The sequence below is a fragment of the Carboxydothermus islandicus genome (genome assembly GCF_001950325.1).
In the GTDB taxonomy this organism is placed as follows: domain Bacteria; phylum Bacillota; class Z-2901; order Carboxydothermales; family Carboxydothermaceae; genus Carboxydothermus; species Carboxydothermus islandicus.
Map to the genome: position 1 here is coordinate 64,736 of NZ_BDJL01000055.1, position 17,679 is coordinate 82,414.

The 17,679-nt window shown below is 39.3% G+C and carries 16 protein-coding genes; 6 read left to right on the forward strand and 10 right to left on the reverse strand.

All coding sequences use genetic code 11. The annotated features are described in order from the left end of the window. Positions 1–9: 9 nt before the first annotated feature. From fdrA to ciss_RS08520, 5 genes are all read right to left on the reverse strand, one after another. Entirely contained in the window at positions 10–1,545 is a 1,536-nt protein-coding gene (gene fdrA / locus ciss_RS08500) for an acyl-CoA synthetase FdrA (RefSeq protein ID WP_075865868.1), read from the reverse strand. Further along, complete coding sequence (locus tag ciss_RS08505; RefSeq protein WP_075865871.1) at positions 1,542–2,357, reverse strand: oxamate carbamoyltransferase subunit AllH family protein; 816 nt, start codon at positions 2,355–2,357, stop codon at positions 1,542–1,544. The genes fdrA and ciss_RS08505 overlap by 4 nt, the downstream gene beginning before the upstream one ends. 197 nt (positions 2,358–2,554) lie before the next feature. Continuing rightward, entirely contained in the window at positions 2,555–4,198 is a 1,644-nt protein-coding gene (locus ciss_RS08510; protein WP_075865874.1) for a PucR family transcriptional regulator, read from the reverse strand. A gap of 4 nt (positions 4,199–4,202) precedes the next feature. Next, on the reverse strand, positions 4,203–4,547 hold the full coding sequence (locus ciss_RS08515) for an XdhC family protein (RefSeq protein WP_077177524.1): 345 nt from the start codon (positions 4,545–4,547) through the stop codon (positions 4,203–4,205). Position 4,548: 1 nt separating this feature from the next. Then, a complete protein-coding gene (locus ciss_RS08520; RefSeq protein ID WP_075865877.1) occupies positions 4,549–5,259 on the reverse strand; it encodes an XdhC family protein in 711 nt (236 codons plus the stop codon). 199 nt (positions 5,260–5,458) lie between these two features. Between ciss_RS08520 and ciss_RS08525 the strand changes: the two genes are divergently transcribed. From ciss_RS08525 to ciss_RS08535, 3 genes are all read left to right on the forward strand, one after another. After that, complete coding sequence (locus ciss_RS08525) at positions 5,459–6,736, forward strand: ArsB/NhaD family transporter (protein WP_075865880.1); 1,278 nt, start codon at positions 5,459–5,461, stop codon at positions 6,734–6,736. A 97-nt stretch (positions 6,737–6,833) separates the two neighbouring features. Further along, positions 6,834–8,105 carry an ArsB/NhaD family transporter gene (locus tag ciss_RS08530; protein WP_075865883.1) on the forward strand — a complete coding sequence of 424 codons (1,272 nt, stop codon included), beginning with the start codon at positions 6,834–6,836 and terminating at the stop codon, positions 8,103–8,105. A gap of 12 nt (positions 8,106–8,117) precedes the next feature. Continuing rightward, positions 8,118–9,047: an ADP-ribosylglycohydrolase family protein gene (locus ciss_RS08535; protein WP_075865886.1), complete on the forward strand. Its 930-nt coding sequence runs from the start codon at positions 8,118–8,120 to the stop codon at positions 9,045–9,047. Here the strand turns inward: ciss_RS08535 and ciss_RS08540 are convergent. Beyond that, a complete protein-coding gene (locus ciss_RS08540) occupies positions 8,989–10,959 on the reverse strand; it encodes a transporter substrate-binding domain-containing protein (protein WP_075865889.1) in 1,971 nt (656 codons plus the stop codon). The genes ciss_RS08535 and ciss_RS08540 overlap by 59 nt on opposite strands. 156 nt (positions 10,960–11,115) lie before the next feature. Between ciss_RS08540 and ciss_RS08545 the strand changes: the two genes are divergently transcribed. Then, on the forward strand, positions 11,116–11,622 hold the full coding sequence (locus ciss_RS08545; protein WP_075865891.1) for a DUF6125 family protein: 507 nt from the start codon (positions 11,116–11,118) through the stop codon (positions 11,620–11,622). 246 nt (positions 11,623–11,868) lie between these two features. Here ciss_RS08545 and ciss_RS08550 read toward each other — a convergent pair whose 3' ends face one another. From ciss_RS08550 to ciss_RS08560, 3 genes are all read right to left on the reverse strand, one after another. Next, positions 11,869–12,093: a hypothetical protein gene (locus tag ciss_RS08550; protein ID WP_075865894.1), complete on the reverse strand. Its 225-nt coding sequence runs from the start codon at positions 12,091–12,093 to the stop codon at positions 11,869–11,871. 68 nt (positions 12,094–12,161) lie between these two features. Beyond that, complete coding sequence (locus ciss_RS08555; RefSeq protein ID WP_201787788.1) at positions 12,162–13,130, reverse strand: NAD(P)H-dependent flavin oxidoreductase; 969 nt, start codon at positions 13,128–13,130, stop codon at positions 12,162–12,164. 63 nt (positions 13,131–13,193) lie between these two features. Beyond that, on the reverse strand, positions 13,194–13,706 hold the full coding sequence (locus ciss_RS08560) for an adenine phosphoribosyltransferase (RefSeq protein WP_075865899.1): 513 nt from the start codon (positions 13,704–13,706) through the stop codon (positions 13,194–13,196). 191 nt (positions 13,707–13,897) lie between these two features. On the opposite strand from ciss_RS08560, the gene ciss_RS08565 reads away from it, so the two are divergent. Next, complete coding sequence (locus ciss_RS08565) at positions 13,898–15,547, forward strand: diguanylate cyclase (protein ID WP_075865903.1); 1,650 nt, start codon at positions 13,898–13,900, stop codon at positions 15,545–15,547. Here ciss_RS08565 and ciss_RS08570 read toward each other — a convergent pair. After that, positions 15,515–16,864, reverse strand: a complete 1,350-nt coding sequence (locus ciss_RS08570; protein WP_143298524.1) for an RsmB/NOP family class I SAM-dependent RNA methyltransferase — start codon at positions 16,862–16,864, stop codon at positions 15,515–15,517. The genes ciss_RS08565 and ciss_RS08570 overlap by 33 nt on opposite strands. A 119-nt stretch (positions 16,865–16,983) precedes the next feature. On the opposite strand from ciss_RS08570, the gene ciss_RS08575 reads away from it, so the two are divergent. Continuing rightward, a complete protein-coding gene (locus ciss_RS08575) occupies positions 16,984–17,565 on the forward strand; it encodes a TetR/AcrR family transcriptional regulator (protein WP_075865908.1) in 582 nt (193 codons plus the stop codon). Positions 17,566–17,679: the final 114 nt, after the last annotated feature.

Here is a 17,679-nt window from a genome sequence, read left to right on the forward strand (position 1 = left end):
TCCCTCCGTTTACCCAAGTATTGATTTTACAAGCTTAACTGCCTGGTAATTGCTGTTTACCACAAGCACCCCAGCATCTTTGAGCTTTCTTTCCTGTTCCTGGTAGTTTTGCGGGTCCCCTTCAGTACCTACTAAAACCCCGATGAAAATTACTTCTCGACCTTCTTTTGCTAATTTTTCCTTCGCATCATAAACCGCCTGAGCAGTAACTCCTGCAGGATCTTTATGGCAGCCATAACCTAAAATAACATCCATCAAAACAACTGCCGTTTCTGGGTCAAGACTTTCTTTAATTATTCGTGGGACTCTAAGAGCAGGCTCAATCATCGGATGGGGTTTACCCCGGGTAAAGAAATCATCACCTAAATCAATTACTGTATGCCCGCGACTTTCTAACGGTGACGGCAAGGCAAGTTCAGGTTTTAACGGAATATTAGAAAATACTTCAAAACCATCCTTTAATAATTCTTGCATTGTTTCATCAGCTAAACTACCACCACCATAAAGGGCCCTTAGGTATTTCTGATGGGGATTTAATTTCCCTTTTAACTCATTTACAATCTTAGCTAAGACCTCTTGGTCTCCATTGGTACCAGAAAATTTAGAATTAACCAGTTTTACCGCCATAGTTGCAGTATCTTCAAGGTTATTTACCACCACAACGTCGTTTCCCTGAAAGCCGGTCTGGTCACTACCTAAGAAGCAAACCACCGCTGGTTTTGAAATAGATTTCAATAATGATAAGATCTTTTCAGCTACCTCCGGTGCCGGCGGTTTAGAAACTGTTACTATGACTTTTGTTTCAGGATCTTCCGCCAACATCTTAATCCCAAAGCTCATCATCCTGCCACCTACTTCCCTAGACAAATCACGACCGCCAGTCCCAATTACCTGACTTACTCCTGAACCAAAACGGTCAATAAGCACCATTACCTGCTGCGTCCCAGTACCAGAGGCCCCAACAATACCAATAGGCCCTTTTTTAACTTTATTGGCAAAGCCTAACGCTGTTCCATTAATATAGGCTGTACCGCAGTCAGGACCCATCATCAAAAGTCCTTTTTCTAATGCTAAATCCTTAAGCATAATTTCTTCTTCAACCGAAACATTGTCGCTAAACAAAAATACATGTAGACCATTTAATAAAGCCTTCTTTGCCTCCCGGGCCGCATACATCCCAGCGACTGAAATCAGAACAATATTGGCTTCCGGATCTTCATTCACTACTTGTTCAATACCGGTATAGACTTTTTCACTGCCACCCTTTTCTTCCCGTTTTTTGGTTAACTGCTGCTCTAAAACCGTTAAAGCCTGGTTTAAAGCTTCTTCAGTAGAAACCTCTAAGCCAATAATTAGATCATTTGCCGAAGCCTTCTCTACTTGCTCGTCAAAAAGTCCTAAGTTTTTTAATGAGTCTTTGTTTAAGTCAGTACCCATACCCACCATTGCGTTTACTACTCCTGGAACCTCACTTAAAGCCTGGGAAACTCTCATTAAAGTTACTGAGTCGTAATAAAGGTTGGGCTTAATAATAATTTTTTTCATCCCATCAACTCCCTTTCTTCTTGTTTCAAGCCAAAATACATTCCGGTAATTAACCCTTCACCAGAGGTGGCACCAAATTTTAAAATCCTTTCAAAACTCCATTGATCAAAAATACCTCGCTTTAATAAGTTTAAAAGAAATTTCTCCACAAACTCATGCCCCTGGCCAGAAAGCGCAGAAAGTAATTGCTGACAACTTATTAAATTGGTTTTTTCCCGAATTTCCGGAGCACAGACAAAATAAAGTTTTCGAGCTTTTTGGGGCTCTAATAACGCCAGTACCAGGCTCCAACCGGTTAAAAAATCATCCCCCCAGGGAGTTAATCCTTCACCCCAGCCTAAAAATTCTGAAAAAGCTTCTTCTAAACTTAAACTTGGTAATTTTTTGATTTTTTCCAATTTCTTTTCCGAAAGAAATTTTGCAATCCAGGGCTTCAACAGCAACACTGCATTTTTTATGTTTTTTAAATCATCAAGGTTAACTTCTTTACTAACTTCTTCTCTTACCCCTCGCCAGATAACCGCTTCTTTAAAATTAATTTTCACCTTGTCTGATAAGAGGCTATCACTTTCCCTGTAAAACACATCATCTTTTGTCACATTTAAAAGAAAATCTTCTTCCGGAACAACATTTAAAAAATACCAGGCCCTTCCTTTTTGCAGTTTAGCAACGGTAACCAATTCTTCAGCTTCTCCTATCAGGTTAACTACATCCCTAAATACCGAATGAACACGAAAAACAATTCCTTGCAAAAGAAGTTGTCGAGCTGTTTCCCCGATATAAATCCCAAAATATTGTTTGATATTTTCCACAAAAATCACATCTTTTTATTGTTAATTTTCAAATATCTTTAATCCAATTTTCGACTAATTTTTATTGCCTATTTATACTTTCCATCAATTTAAAGAATTTCCTTTATGACATTTTTACAACATTACAGGATATAAATTGATGGGTATTAACAAAATAAAAAAAGGCTTTAAGGGTATAACCCTCAAAGCCATAGTCATCATGTAAAGTTTGCAATATTTCTTATCTTAAGGGCCAGCTCCAACTTAAAACGTTCTTCAGCATTTTCTAAGTCAATTCCTGTAATCTCCCGAATCCTCTCAAGACGATAAACAATTGTATTGTAATGGGTAAAAAGCCTTTCAGATACTTTCTTTAAATTGAAGTTACAGTCAAAATAAATCTCTAAGGTCTTTAATAAATCAGTTCCCTTTTCCCGATCGTATTCTATTAACGGTAGAAGTGTTTCGGCCAAATACTCGTTTATTTCTTTCTTTTGTTCCTGCGAAAATAAAAGCCTGAAAATTCCTAAATCCGAAAAGGACAAAACTTCATCCGTATTCAGCTGTTCTTGGGCGATTAGAAAAGTTTTATAAGCTTCACGATAACTGGTAGATAAACCCCGAATACCAGGATGGACCCTTCCTGTAACAGCCAAAATCTTTACTTTGTGAAATTTTTCTAAGTATTCTTTTAATTCCTGAGCTTTTGCTTTTAATTCTTTTTCCTGAAGTTTTTCATTTGCTTCATCTACCGCAAAAAACAATATAAGATTTCCACTTTTTGTACCTAAAAAACACCGAATACTTCTTTTTCGGACATAATTTTCAATTTCTCTTGACAATAGATTTCGTAAATGACCAACATCGTTTTCCAATACCTGGGGTCGAAGTAAAACTACTCCATAGTTTAGAGTTAGATCCAGACCCAAAAGCCGTCCCCGTTCTAACACTTCAGCTTCATCGGAAATATTTCCGGAAATTAAATAATCAATAAATTCGTTTAAGTATCTTCTTTCAACCTGATATACCGAGTTGTCCTTGGTAATTTCTAAAGCCACAACTGCTGATAGACGCTCTAAGGTAATTAAATCCATCTCTGACAGTTCGGCTCTTGTCTCCCACAAAAAGATCCTTCCGTATAGAGCATCCCCTATTTTAACATTTATTTCATAGCGGCCAATTCTCTTCCCCTTAAATTCCACCAAGGTTTTAGAAACACTTTCTAACGTACCTAATTTTTCTACTTCTGAAACCACCGGTGCCGCTTTAAGTTCTGCAAACTCTTCATTTATAATACCGCAGCAAACAAAAACCTGCTTTAAATTTATATAATCTTCAACATAAACAGTATTTTTCATTAACATACTTAGCTGTGATACAATAGCCTTTAATCCCCCACCTTCAGCAATTATTTTGGTAAAAAGGCGGTGGGCATCAATAATCTTTTGCAAATAAATACTTTGTTTATTGGTAATAACCGCCAGTACAGGACTAATTAAATCGCTAAACGACGCATTATAAGGAATTTCTAAAAGTGGAAAATTATATTCTTCTGCTTTGGCAATCATTAAAAGCGGTATTTCGTTTAAGTACCGTCGCGGCTTAATACCAATTCCAGCAAGCCCTTTTTCCGCAAGTAAAGGAATCAGATTTTTCTGTGCCTCCCGGTCATCTTTAATAGCATAGCCGGTAGTTAATAAAAGTTCCCCCGGTTTTACCCAATCCAAAATATCCGGTACTTCCATAACATTAACACCAGTAACTATTCTTTTAAGACCAGCCCTGCCAGCAAGTACCTTTACTCCACTGTAGGCTTCCATTTCTAAAACTTCATTCAGTGGAATCCCGTAAGCTTTCTCCATAATTTTAATAAATCCTCCCCGGCGGTTGCAAAAGTTCTAAATAAACCTCCAGGCTTCCCCCGCAAATCATCCCCTCTTCTCCCGCCAAAAAGTCAGTTAAATTGCTTTTTACTAAGGCATACTTTTTTTGCGGATTATCAAAAAGAGTCAGGGCTTCCCTTTTAATTTCCGCTTCCACGCACCCGCCCCCGATGGAACCTATGGTTGTACCATCTCGCAAAACCAACATGCGGGCTCCGGGTTTTCTTGGAGTTGAACCATGGGTTGTAATTATCGTGGCCAACACCCCTGGTTGTTCCTCAAGAATTTTATTTATTTCCTTTAAAAACTCAAAATTCAAGGTCTCCATATCAAACCTCCGGGAGTTTACGATGTTTTGGGGTTTTATGGTAATAAACCGCCTGAATTTCAGCTATAATAGCCAAGGCTACTTCAGCCGGTTCCTTTCCTCCAAGGTCTAAGCCAATAGGAGCGTAAATCTTTTTTAAATCTTCCTCAGTAAAGCCTTTTTCAGTTAAAGCTTTAAATACTGCCTTTACTTTAGTCCTGCTACCAATCATGCCAAGATAGGCCAGTTTGTAAGGTAAAAACTGCTCCACACAGGTAAGGTCATGCTGGTGCCCCCGGGTAACTACTACCACTGCTAAATTTTCCGCGGGTTTAACATGTTCTAAAACCCGTTCAAAGCTATCGCATACATATTCATCGGCCCCCGGAATATTTTGCCTTGTAGCAAAAGCTGGCCGGTCATCGTAAAGGGTGATATGAAAGCCCAGTTCCCGGGCAAAAGTAACCAGAGGCCGGGCCACATGACCTGCCCCAAGGATAAGAAGTTTTCTTTGAGGGATAATAGGTTCAACGAAAATTTGTTCCTCCTTTAAATATACCGGTTCGTTAATTTCCCCGGTGTAATATTTTTTAAGCTCCAACGATTTAGCGGTAGTGGCAAAAAGAACTTCACCGTTTTCAGCTAAAAGAAGCTTATCTTCGGAAAATAAGCGGGAGACCAGGATACATTTTTTCCCTTTAACTAAATTTTTTGCTATTACTTTATACAACATAACGACTCCTCTTTTGTAGATTTTTATAATTTGGAGTTCTTTCCTAATATATTAAATCATCCATGCACCCAAATAAAGATACTTTTTTATAAACAATAAGTTTTTAAATTATCAAACATTTACAAAGGATTTATTATGATTTAAGATGAATTTATGGTGACAATTACGGCTTTTAATCCACTAAAAGGGGGAGAAGGAAATGGGTCAATCTTTAATTGCTCTTACCATCTTTTTGGTGACCTATGCCTTAATTATTTCCGAAAAGCTGCACCGGGCCATTGCCGCTCTTTTGGGCGGTACTCTTTTAATCATCCTGGGAATAGTATCCCAGGAAAAAGCCATTCACCACATCGACTGGAATACCTTGGGCCTATTAATCGGGATGATGATTATTGTCGGCATCACCAGGAAAACCGGAGTCTTTCAGTATCTTGCAGTAAAAGCTGTTAAATGGGCTAAAGGGGAACCGATTTATATTTTAATTGCTTTGTCAACAGTTACAGCAGTCTTATCGGCTTTTTTGGACAACGTGACTACCGTTTTACTGATTGTCCCGGTTACCTTTACCATAACCGATAAGTTAGGGGTAAATCCAATTCCCTTCCTTATCTCCCAGGTTTTAGCCAGTAACATCGGCGGTACCGCCACTTTAATCGGTGACCCGCCCAATATCATGATTGGTAGTCAAACTCACTTAGACTTTTTAGATTTTTTGGTAAACCTTTCTCCAGTAGTGATAGTTATCCACATAGTTACTATGTTTATTCTTTATCTTTTATACCGGAAGGAATTTTCCGTTTCTCAAGAAGTAAAACAGCAGTTACTTACATTAAATGAGGTAGATGAAATTAAAGATTTTGCCCTTTTAAAGAAAAGCCTTTTTGTTTTAGGTCTCGTCATTCTTGGCTTTATTTTACACGGAGTTCTTCATTTAGAATCGGCCACCATCGCTTTATTTGGAGCGGCCCTTTTATTAACCATCACCCGGGACGAGCCGGAAGAAGTGCTTTTAACCGTGGAATGGCCGTCTATCTTCTTTTTCCTCGGTTTGTTTATCGTAGTAGGAGGCCTTGTGGAAACGGGAGTTATCGACCGGGTAGCCCGCTGGGGCCTGGAAGCCACCAAAGGTAATTTCACTTTAACCGGAATGCTCATTCTCTGGCTTTCGGCGATAGCTTCGGCGTTTGTGGACAACATTCCCTTTGTAGCTACCATGATTCCGTTAATTCACAAGATGGGGGCTTTAGCAGGTATGACACCCCAGGCTTTAGAGCCGCTGTGGTGGGCCTTATCTTTAGGAGCATGCCTTGGCGGCAACGGTACGATAATCGGGGCTTCGGCTAACGTGATTGTGGCGGGTTTAGCTGAGAAAAACGGTTATCCGATTTCGTTTATCGGCTTTATGAAATTAGCCTTTCCATTAATGCTGGTTTCAATAGTAATTTCTATGGGCTATCTTCTCCTGTTTTACTTTTAAAACCCTTTAAGCCGCGCAAAAGCGCGGCTTTTGTATTAAATTTGATACTTTTCTTTAATAAATGGTAAGATAAAAATAAAAACCGAGGAGGTAGGCAATGGCTATTGCAATTGTCGTTTTTTTAGTAAGCTACTTTTTTATCATTACCGAAAAAATAAATCGAACAGCCATCGCCCTTTTAGGCGGAACCGTGATTTTAATTTCCGGCACCTTAACCCAGGAAGAAGCAATCCACTATATCGACTGGAATACTTTAGGCCTTCTCTTAGGTATGATGATTATCGTAGATCTTACCAAGCACTCCGGTTTATTCGAGTTCTTAGCCCTTAAAGCAGTTCATCTCACCCGGGCCAATCCTATAGCACTTCTAATTGTTCTGGGTTTAATTACCGCCTTTTTATCAGCAATTTTAGATAATGTGACTACGGTTTTACTGATTGTGCCGGTAGCCTTAACCATTACCCGAGCCCTTAATATTTCTCCTTATCCGTTTATAATAAACCAAATTATCATGAGCAATATTGGCGGAACCGCTACGTTAATTGGGGACCCTCCCAATATAATGATCGGTAGTCAAACCCATCTTGGCTTCATGGATTTCATAATTAACCTTGCGCCGGTAGTTTTAGTAATTCTTACAGTAACTTCTATTATTTTTTACTTTTTATTTAGAAAAAGTTTTGCGGTAGATGATAACTTAAAACAAAATCTTTTAGCTTTAGATCCCAAAGACAAAATTACCGATTATCTTTTATTAAAAAAGAGTTTAATTATCGTCTCCCTGACAATTGTAGGTTTTAGTTTTCATCAGGTGCTGCACTTAGAATCGGCTACCGTTGCCCTTTTTATGGCCATGGTTTTTTTGGCAATTTCCGGTAAGGATATTGACCACGTCCTTTTAGGGGTAGAGTGGCCCACAATCTTTTTCTTTTTAGGACTTTTTATTATGGTTGGTGCTTTAGAAGAAACCGGGGTTATCCATAAGATAGCCGTTTGGGGGTTAGAACTAACTAAAGGCAATGTATATCTAACCGGAATGTTTATCCTCTGGGTTTCGGCTATAGCTTCAGCGTTTATCGATAATATTCCTTTTGTTGCCACCATGATACCTTTAATTAAAACCATGGGCGAACTCGCAGCTTTTCCCCCGGAAGTAATGGATAGCTTCTGGTGGTCTTTGGCCTTAGGTGCTTGTCTTGGCGGCAACGGTACCATTATTGGCGCTTCGGCAAACGTCATTGTTGCCGGGATCGCCGAAAAAGAAGGTTATCCTGTAAGTTATACAAGATATTTTATTTACGGTTTTCCGCTAATGTTGATATCAATAATAATTTCCATGGTTTATCTAACTTTGTTTTATTTTGAGTAAGGGAGAGGTTTTATGAAAGAAAAATATACCGGTTGCCTTCTTGGCTTCTACTTGGGAGATGCCTTAGGAGTAACTTTAGAAAACATGGAAGAAAAGGAAATCCGCAATAAATATGGCGTCTTTCAAGACATAGCCGGCGGTGGACCTTTTAACCTTCCCCCGGGAGAAGGATCAGATGAAACCGTGCTTTTAACCCTCTCAGCCGAAGCAATATTAGAAAATCCGGAAAACCCTTTTCATTCCTTTTTAGAAGCTTTGAAACAAGCAGTCTCGGAAAAACCAGAAATGTACGGTACTGCTACCAAAACCGCAGTAGAGGCTTATGCTCAGTTAGGGAGCGACATAGAAGGAATTAAAAGTTATTTACGAACCAAATTAGGTGAAAGGCTTTGCGGAAACGGAAGCCTTCCCCGGGTAGTTCCTGCAGCCCTGTTTTACACTGAAGATGAAACTTACCGCGATTATGCTTTACGATTTTCAAGGGTCACTCACCCTCACCCCATTACCGACTATTTAATTGTCTTTACCGGCTTTTTCCTAAAAGAACTTTTAAATTCCCCCAATCGTTTAAAAGCATACGAAGAAGCCTTAAAAAAAGCAGACTTTTATTTAAAAAGGGAAACCCTGGCCGAAGCCAGGGCTTCCCGGGAAAGATTATACCGTCTATCATACTTAAACGCCTGTGACTTAAAAACCGGAGGTTTTGTCACCGATACCGTGGAAGCAGCGGTCTATATTTTCCTTGCCGAAGATAATCCCCTGGACATTATCGTTAAATCCGCCAACTTAGGCGGTGATGCCGACAGTCGTGCTGCCCTTGCCGGTGCCCTGGCCGGTGTTTATCACGGTCGGGAAAAGCTACCAGAAGATTTAATAAAAAAACTTACCCTACTTTCTCATGTTGAAAGCTTAGGGGAACTCCTTTGGGTAAAAAAATGGTAAAGGTCGTACCCGCACCCGGAGTACTATCGACTAAAATACTGCCTCCATTTTCCTGAATTAATTTCTGGCAGATGGCAAGCCCTATACCGTTGCCATCCTTTTTAGAGGTAAAGAACAGGTTGAAAATTTGATTTAAATGTTGAGGAGGGATACCTATTCCGGTATCTTGCACCTCAATTTTTATTTTATCCCCGTCCTCCGCAGCTTTAATTATTATCTCACCATTATCCTGGATAGCATCAATTGCATTTAGTAAAAGATTCATGAAAACGTGCCTTAACTGCATGGGATCAGCATAAACCGCAAAACCTAAGTTTTCTTTAAATACCGTTATTTGTTTGGCAATAAACTGAGGTTCTAATAAATTTAATAATGGAACAATTACTTCTTCTAAAATAACTATCTCTTTTTTCGAGTTTTGCGGGCGTGCGTAATTAAGTAAGTCATTAATTAATTTTTGTACGTGGTCCAATTCATTCTTTATTATATTAATAACTTCTTCCCGAAAGATCGGGTCATTTGCCTTAAGCGGCAGCAGTTCTAAATAACTTTTCACCGTAAAAAGAGGATTTTTTATTTCGTGAACAAAACCCGCTACCAGCTGGCCAACGGTTATTAATTTATCCCGGTTGATCATTAACTCAAGGCTCTTTTTTTCTTCGGTCACATCTCTAAAGTTAATTAATACCGCCCTAATTGATGGAATGCTTATAAAGTTCATGCTTAAAAATTTTGTCTGTCCCTCTACACTCACTCGAAATTCATTAAGGGAACAGGTCTGTCCCCGATAGGCTCGCTCCAAAAAAGGTTCAGGAAAATAATCTTTAAGAGGTGTAAAAGAAAAGTGCTTTCCTTCCAGTTGTTTATCGGTAATTCCTAAAATCCTTAAGGCACTGTTGTTTATTCTTTTTATGATGCGATTTTCATCCAAAGTAATAATACCGTTTAATTCATGTTCTAACATTTTATCCATTAAATCTTTTTGAGCAGAAAGCTCCTGATAAGCTAAATTTAATTCATAGGTAGCTTTTTCTACTTTTTGCTGCAAAAGACGGTTTAACCATAAAGTAAATAATAAGATTGCGGTAAAAATAAAGATTCCCACGATAACATATGTACGAATCCGGTTAAAATACAATCTTTTCTCGTAAGGAAATTCTCCAAACCACTTGGTTTTAAGACTATCAAGCTCGCCGGTAGCTTTTAATTTAACGATAGCTCCATTTAACTTTTTTAATAGCTCCTGGTTTTGCCCTTTTTTAACCCCCAAACCGTACTTGGTAATAGAAAGGGGTATACCCACAACTTTTATTTCATTTTCGAGACTAAGTTTTTGCAGCCAGTAAAGACCGGTATAATAATTTCCAATTACCGCATCAACTTCATTCTGTCCCAGGGCTTTAAGAGCCAGTTGCTGGTTTTCAAAATACTCCAGAGTAATATCCGGATAATCGCCTATAAAGTCTAAAGCCACATCCGCCCTTTGGACACCTACCTTCAGGTTTCGTAAATCGTCTAAGCTTTTTACCACATAGTTATCGCTTCTAACAAAAATTACCTGACGGTTTTCCAGATACGACTCGGTAAAGTCATACAGCTTGGCCCGGGTTCGAGTATAATTTACCCCCAAAAGGACATCGGCCTTACCCTCTTCAACCATTTTCCGGGCTTCAGCCCAGGGTAAAAGCTTAATTTCAATGTCGATTCCTGCCTTGCGGGCAATTGCAATAATTAAATCCACATCAAATCCCGCAGGATTATTGCTTTCATCGAGATAGCATAAAGGGGGATAATCGTTATCACCAACGACGATAACCTTCTCTCCAGCTAATACCGGGTTGGTTGCCAGTACTAAAAAAGATGTGCTAAATAGTATAATACAAAAAATCACCGAAACGCCTGTTTTCGACAAAATCCCCACCTCAAGTGGATAATATTCGACAATGTTTATAATAATTCCTTTTTCCCTTGATAAAAAAATAACTTATAAAGGATTTTTTTATAAAAAAGCGAATAATAATTTAAGGGGAATTTTTTGAATATTTTTACTTTAAGAGGGGGGAAAAGCATGACACCTGAAGACTTAACTAAAGAGCAGGCCTTAAAACTTTTAGAGGATTTTGCTAAGAGATGGCTTGCTCACGATGGCCTCTGGTTTTTGGAAGTGGAAAAAAATTTTGGTTTAAAAAAAGCCATCGAGCTCGATGAAGCTGCCTGGGCCCAGTTTACTGTCATCGAGGCTAAACGAATTAAAGATTTTTTAAAACTTCCGGAAAACGGAGGCCTCGAAGCCTTAGAAATTGCCCTTCGGTTTCGCCTTTATGGCTTTTTAAACCAGCAGGAAATCTCCAGGGAAGGCAATAAATTAACTTACAGGATGAAAACCTGTCGGGTTCAGGAAGCACGCAAGCGGAAAAATTTACCAGATTTTCCCTGTAAACCGGTGGGAATAACCGAATATTCCGGGTTTGCTAAAACCATAGATCCCCGGATTAAAACCCGATGTCTTGCCTGCCCGCCGGACGAGCATCCGGATGATTTTTACTGCGCCTGGGAGTTCTGGGTTGAAGATTAATTTTTTCTTTCCTTGTTTTTGTTATTACCAGTAATTAACTTGACGTAGGTTTCATACCATAACAAGCCTTTTACCGCTCCGTTTTTCATAACCTTATCACCTCCATTTTTATATTTTACCGTTAAAATATACTAATTCAAGGTCCAATCTGATATTTTTACATTTTTCTAACAAAGTTAATGTAAAATTTATAAAAGTTATGAAAAATACTCCCATTATAAAACCGGGCACCTTTTAGGCCCGGTTTTATTCTTCCTTTATCCCTACTTCCGCCAAATGTTTTGCCAATACCGAGTAATTTAACGTACCTGCAAATTTAAACTTATCTTCAAAATACACCAAAGGCAAGGGGTACCTTTGCATTTTTTCCTGGACCTCTTCAGGCAATTCTTCTCCTTCAACATCTACAAACTGGATGCTTACTTTGCTACCAAAGCGACGTTCCAGGCTTGGCTTTAAAAACTTTACCAACTCTTCCTGAGTTGGAAGCGTTCCTCAAGTATAGCACTCTCGTTTCCGTGTTCCGTAAACAATAATTTTCATGACTCCACCCCCGTAAATAATTCCCTTATAACCTCCGTAACCGGTTTAACATCTTTAATTTCGCCGATCCTTTCCCCGGAAAACACCAGGCCATTTTCCATATCTCCCTGTCGGGCCCGCTCTAATGCTTCCATAATACAAAAATTCCGACGACACTTTTTAAGGCAGTTTACACACCGCCGGGGAGTTAAGTCCTCTCCCGCAAGCAATCTTTCCACGAATCGGTTTTTTAGAGCCCTTCCGGGAAGTCCTACCGGACTATCTATTAGCACAACATCTTCCGTACCGGCTTTTAAATATAAGTTTTTATAATTTGCATGTACTTCACACTCCCGGGTCAGAACAAAGCGGGTAGCCATTTGCACGCCGGCTACTCCAATTCCCAAAGCTTTTTTAATATCACCCCGGGTTAGTATCCCACCGGCAGCAATAACCGGAATTTTTACCGCCTTTACCACTTCCGGGAGGATTTGCCATAATGATTTATCCGTACCCAGATGACCCCCGGCTTCTTTTCCTTCCACCACCACTGCCGCTGCCCCATAGCTTTCGGCAATTTTAGCAAGTTTAGCCGAGGAAACAATAGACACCACCGGGGTACGAAATTCCCTCCCCATTGCAAAAACATCCCTCGAAAATCCCGCCCCGGTAACAATTAAATCAATGCCTTCCCTTAAAGCGGTTAATACCAGCTCTTTAAAACGGGTTACTGCAAACATTATGTTTATTCCTATAATACCGGAAGATAAACTTCTGGCCCTTTTAATTTCGGCGACCAGCTCTTCCGCAGTTAACCCGGAAGCCGCAATCAAACCAATTCCCCCGGCATTGGCAACTGCAGCTGCCAGACCGGCAGTAGAGATTTTTACCGCCATCCCTCCCTGAATAATCGGATAGCGGGCTATTTTACCATTGAAATCGATAAAAGGAAAGCTCATTGCAATTAACCTCACTTTTTCTGTCATTATATCACTATTTTCACCTGAAGAAAATGATAAAACCCTTCCGGTGCCTGGAAGGGCTATGGTTTAGTATTGAACAAGCGAAATAACCTTTTTCCCGGTAAGTTTTTTCCGCCCTTCGAGAGCTAAAAGTTCAATTACAAACAAAAGGGCTTCTACCTGTGCTCCTAATTGTTCACAAAGCTCAACGGTAGCCTTCATCGTACCGCCGGTAGCTAAGACGTCATCAACAATTACCACCCGATCTCCAGGTTTTAACGCATCGGTATGAATTTCCAGCGTGTTGCTTCCGTACTCCAAATCATAGGAAGCACTTATACTTTCCCGGGGCAACTTTCCTTCCTTGCGCACCGGTACAAAACCAAGTCCCAGCTTATAAGCTAAAGGAGCCCCAAACATAAAGCCCCGGGACTCAATCGCCACCACGTGGGTAGGCTTTAAATCTTCCACTTTTTCGGCCAGTAAATCTACCGTTTGGCGAAAAGTTTCGGGATTTTGCAGTAAAGGAGTAATATCCCGAAAGATAATTCCCGGACTTGGAAAATCGGGAATGTCATAAATGTATTTTTTCAGATCCATACTTTACCTCCGCAAAAAATATTATAAATGCACCTCTTGTATATTAGGATATATTTAAAGGTTTTACAAGATAGTATTTGCACTTTTTAAATAAAAATCAATGTATACTTTTTCACAATTTTTGCAAATTAAAAAGGATTTTACCATCTTATGTAGAAATACTTTATATAAAATACAAGCAGGAGGTAATTATGTTAAATCCTGTACCTGCCTATATTAGAGTTAACAATCTTAAAAATCCTCTGCAAAAGGTAAATGAATTTCATCAGTTACTGGCAAAGTTCAAAGATCCCGATGACATCTTAAGGGAGGTATGTTTTTACTTAAAAGATTTATGGCAGGCTTTAGGATGTAATATTGTCATCCCTAAAAACCCCAAATATGAATTTGAACTAAAATCCCATTATTCATCCGCCGCTAAGCCAATTCCGGAAAATATCAATAAAAACAAGGGACTCAGTAGTCTTGTTTTTAAGGAAAAACGTCCTGTTTTAATAAACGATACCACCACTTCTCCTCTTACCAATAAAGAAATAGTTAATTACTATGGTCATAAAAGTGCTATTGCCGCTCCTATGGCCGGAAAGTCCAAAACTTTGGGGGTTATTATAGTATTTCATAAAGAAAAAGACTTTTTTACCATTGAAGATTTGGAACTTTTGACTTTTTTTGCAAATCATACGGCTTACGTCATAGAAACTCTCCAGCTCTTATACCGGCTGGAAAAAGGTATCTATCAGGATTTCTTAACCGGCGTTTATAATTACCGTTACCTGCAGGAATGCCTTTTAAAAATAGCCGAAGACCAAACAAAGCTTCCCCTTTCGGTTATCATGATCGACCTGGACAATTTTAAAAAGTTTAATGACATGTTTGGCCACAGGGCCGGTGACCAGATCATTAAAACTACCGCAAAAATCATAAAAAGTTCCGTGCGCAAAAACGACTTTGTTTTTCGCTACGGTGGCGATGAGTTTGCCGTTTTACTACCGGCAACTGACTATCAAACTGCTTTAAATGTAGCCCAAAGAATATCAGAAAAAATCAAACAATATACTTATGTTATTGGGAAAAATCGTTTTCGCGGTTTTATAAGAGCCTCGGTGGGAGCTTCAACTTTAGGGATTGCTCCGACGCCGCAAATGGTCCTGGATCTTGCCGATAAAGCCATGTACCAGATTAAAAGAAGCCGCTTTAACATTTTAAACCACATTGCTATAGAAGAAGAAATACTTTCTGATTTTAACCAGGCAGAAAAAACCTTATTCAAAACGTTAAAAGTTTTATTATCCTTAATCGATTTTAAAGACCACTACACTTTAGAACACTCCCGTCAGGTAAGCATCCTGTCTTACCATGTGGCCAAAAATTTAAACCTTGACCAGGAAAGCCTCAAAATTATTTATTTAGCAGGACTTTTACACGATGTGGGTAAAATCTGGATTGATGAAGCAATTATCAATAAACCGGGATCTCTAAACCTTTTAGAATCAAGTGCAATTAAAAAACATCCGGTTATCGGCGCCGAAATATTAAAGCCCATATCTTTTTTAAAACCCTTGATTCCAATAATTTACCACCACCATGAAAAATACGATGGCAGCGGTTATCCCGACGGTCTTTCGGGAAAAAATATCCCTTTACTTGCGCGGATAATTACTTTGGCCGATAGCTTTGACGCCATGACCTCAACCCGTCCGTACCGTGAACCTTTAAATTTCAAAGAAGCCATCCTCGAAATAAAAAACTGCAGTGGCAGCCACTTTGACCCCGACTTGCTGGATGTCTTTGTAAAAACCTTATACCAGCTAAAAAGCGAAACTACGGAGATTTTTAGCTAATTGGTTTTTAAATACTCCTTTTTTGACGTACCCAAAACCAAGAGCTACACCTTCATCGCAGATTAAATACCAGCCTTCCGCCCACGGTACCGAAAAACTTTCACCTTTTATAAATGCTCGAAGCTGCTCCTTGGGCAATTCCAGGGCACGAGTAAATTTTTTACTCAACAAACTAAAAGCCAAAGCCTGGGACGGTACAAAGCGTCCCTTTTTTATTTCGCCAAGTTCTCTGCCGGCACAAACCACCTTTAGACCGTTTATATCCGGCAAATTTTGCGGCAAGAGAAATAATTTTTCTCCTTTAAAGGCCACTTCCGGCTCGGGTACAGTAAAATATTCCTGCCAAAACTTACTAAACTCTTCCATATTTATCTTTTTCCTTTCGGGTTTACCTTTCCTGGGTAAATGCGATTTATTTCCATCATCAAACAACTTAACCATTCGTGCAGCAAAATGTCCTTCTCCCTTTTGTTTAAAAGGCCAGATCCTAAAGGTTTTCTGTAACTCCAGGTTACTTTCGGCCCACTCCGGTATACCCGGCGAAACCCCTTTGATTTCAATACTTTCCAGCACAAAGTTGGGGTTTTGTTTTAAAAACCATGCTACCACCCTTTCATTTTCTTCGGGATTAAAGGTACAGGTTGAATAAACCAGTACACCTCCTTCTTTTAAGAGTTTTGCTGCAGTGGTTAATAACTTTTTCTGGCGCACGCTACACCCCAGAACATGCTCAATGGACCATTCATCAATAGCTCTGGGGTTTTTTCTAAACATCCCTTCCCCGGAGCATGGAGCATCCACTAAAATCCGATCAAAATAAGCTTCAAACTTTTCTTCAAGGTTAAGCGGACTTTCATTTAAAACTAAAAAATTTTCATAGCCCCACCGTTCCAAATTTTCCGCCAGTATTTTAGCCCGGGAAAAGTTTACTTCATTGGCAACCAAAATTCCTTCCCCTTTTAATTTGCTTAGGATTTGCGTTGCTTTACCCCCGGGAGCAGCAGCCAAATCCAGTACCTTATCTCCCGGCTTAGGGTCCAAAACTTCCACCGGCAGCATTGCTGAAGGCTCTTGTAAATAAAATGCCCCCGCCCAGTGCCAGGGGTCTTTTCCCAAAAGCATTTCTTCAGAAAGATAATAACCTTCCGGACACCAGGGAATCGCTTCTAAGTATCCATAGCGCTGGTATAAATCCTCTTTGCTGATTTTTCCGGGATTAATTCTTAAACCGCGAAAAGGAGGATCGTTAATTATTTCTTTTAATTTTTCTGCTGCAATTCCTATAAAAGTCTGGTACTTTTCCCAAAATCCTTCCAATGGCCTCAACCTCCACAAAACTCTGTTACATATTCAAAATAACACAAAAATTTCTCCTTGCCAAAATCTTAATTTAAGGTATAATATAAACAGAATGTTCTTTCTGTGGGGGTGCGGATTTGGCAAAAAAAACTCCAGAGACAGAAATAAAACAAAAAATTTACCTATCAGCCCGGAAACTCTTTGTTGAAAAAGGTTACCACCAAACCAGTATCCCGGATATTGTCAAAGATGCCGGGGTAAGTATTGGGGCAATTTATCACCACTTCTCTTCTAAAGAGGAATTGGCCCGCGTCATTCATGAAGATGCGGTGGAAAGCTTTTTAAGCCGTTACCAGTTACAGGTGGAAGCAAAGGCCACTGCTAAAGAAAAAATTCGTGGTTTTGTAGAAATGATGTTTAACTGGGCCGATGAAGATTTAATCACCGTTAACTATCTTTTACACGCCCGTCCCAAAGAAATTTTAGATTGCAACTTTACTATTTGCACTGCTGAAGGCCTGGAAGCCGTGAAAAAAATCGTTGAGTTTGGCCAAAAGGAAGGTACTTTTAAAGATGCAGACCAGATACTTTTAGCTGCTTTTATTTCCGGCCCTGTCATGCGTTTAATAGAATTAAAAACTGACGGTATTATCACCCAGCCTTTATCCAGTATCATCGATACCACTGCCCAGCTAATATTTGATGCCTTAAAAAAGTAATCTTATTTTTTTAAATGTAACAGAAAGAATATTCTTTTTTATAAAAATATTTGTGAAAGAATATTCTTTCTTTCAAGGAGGTGAAACGGTGTAAAAGGGCTTCTGTTCTTATAA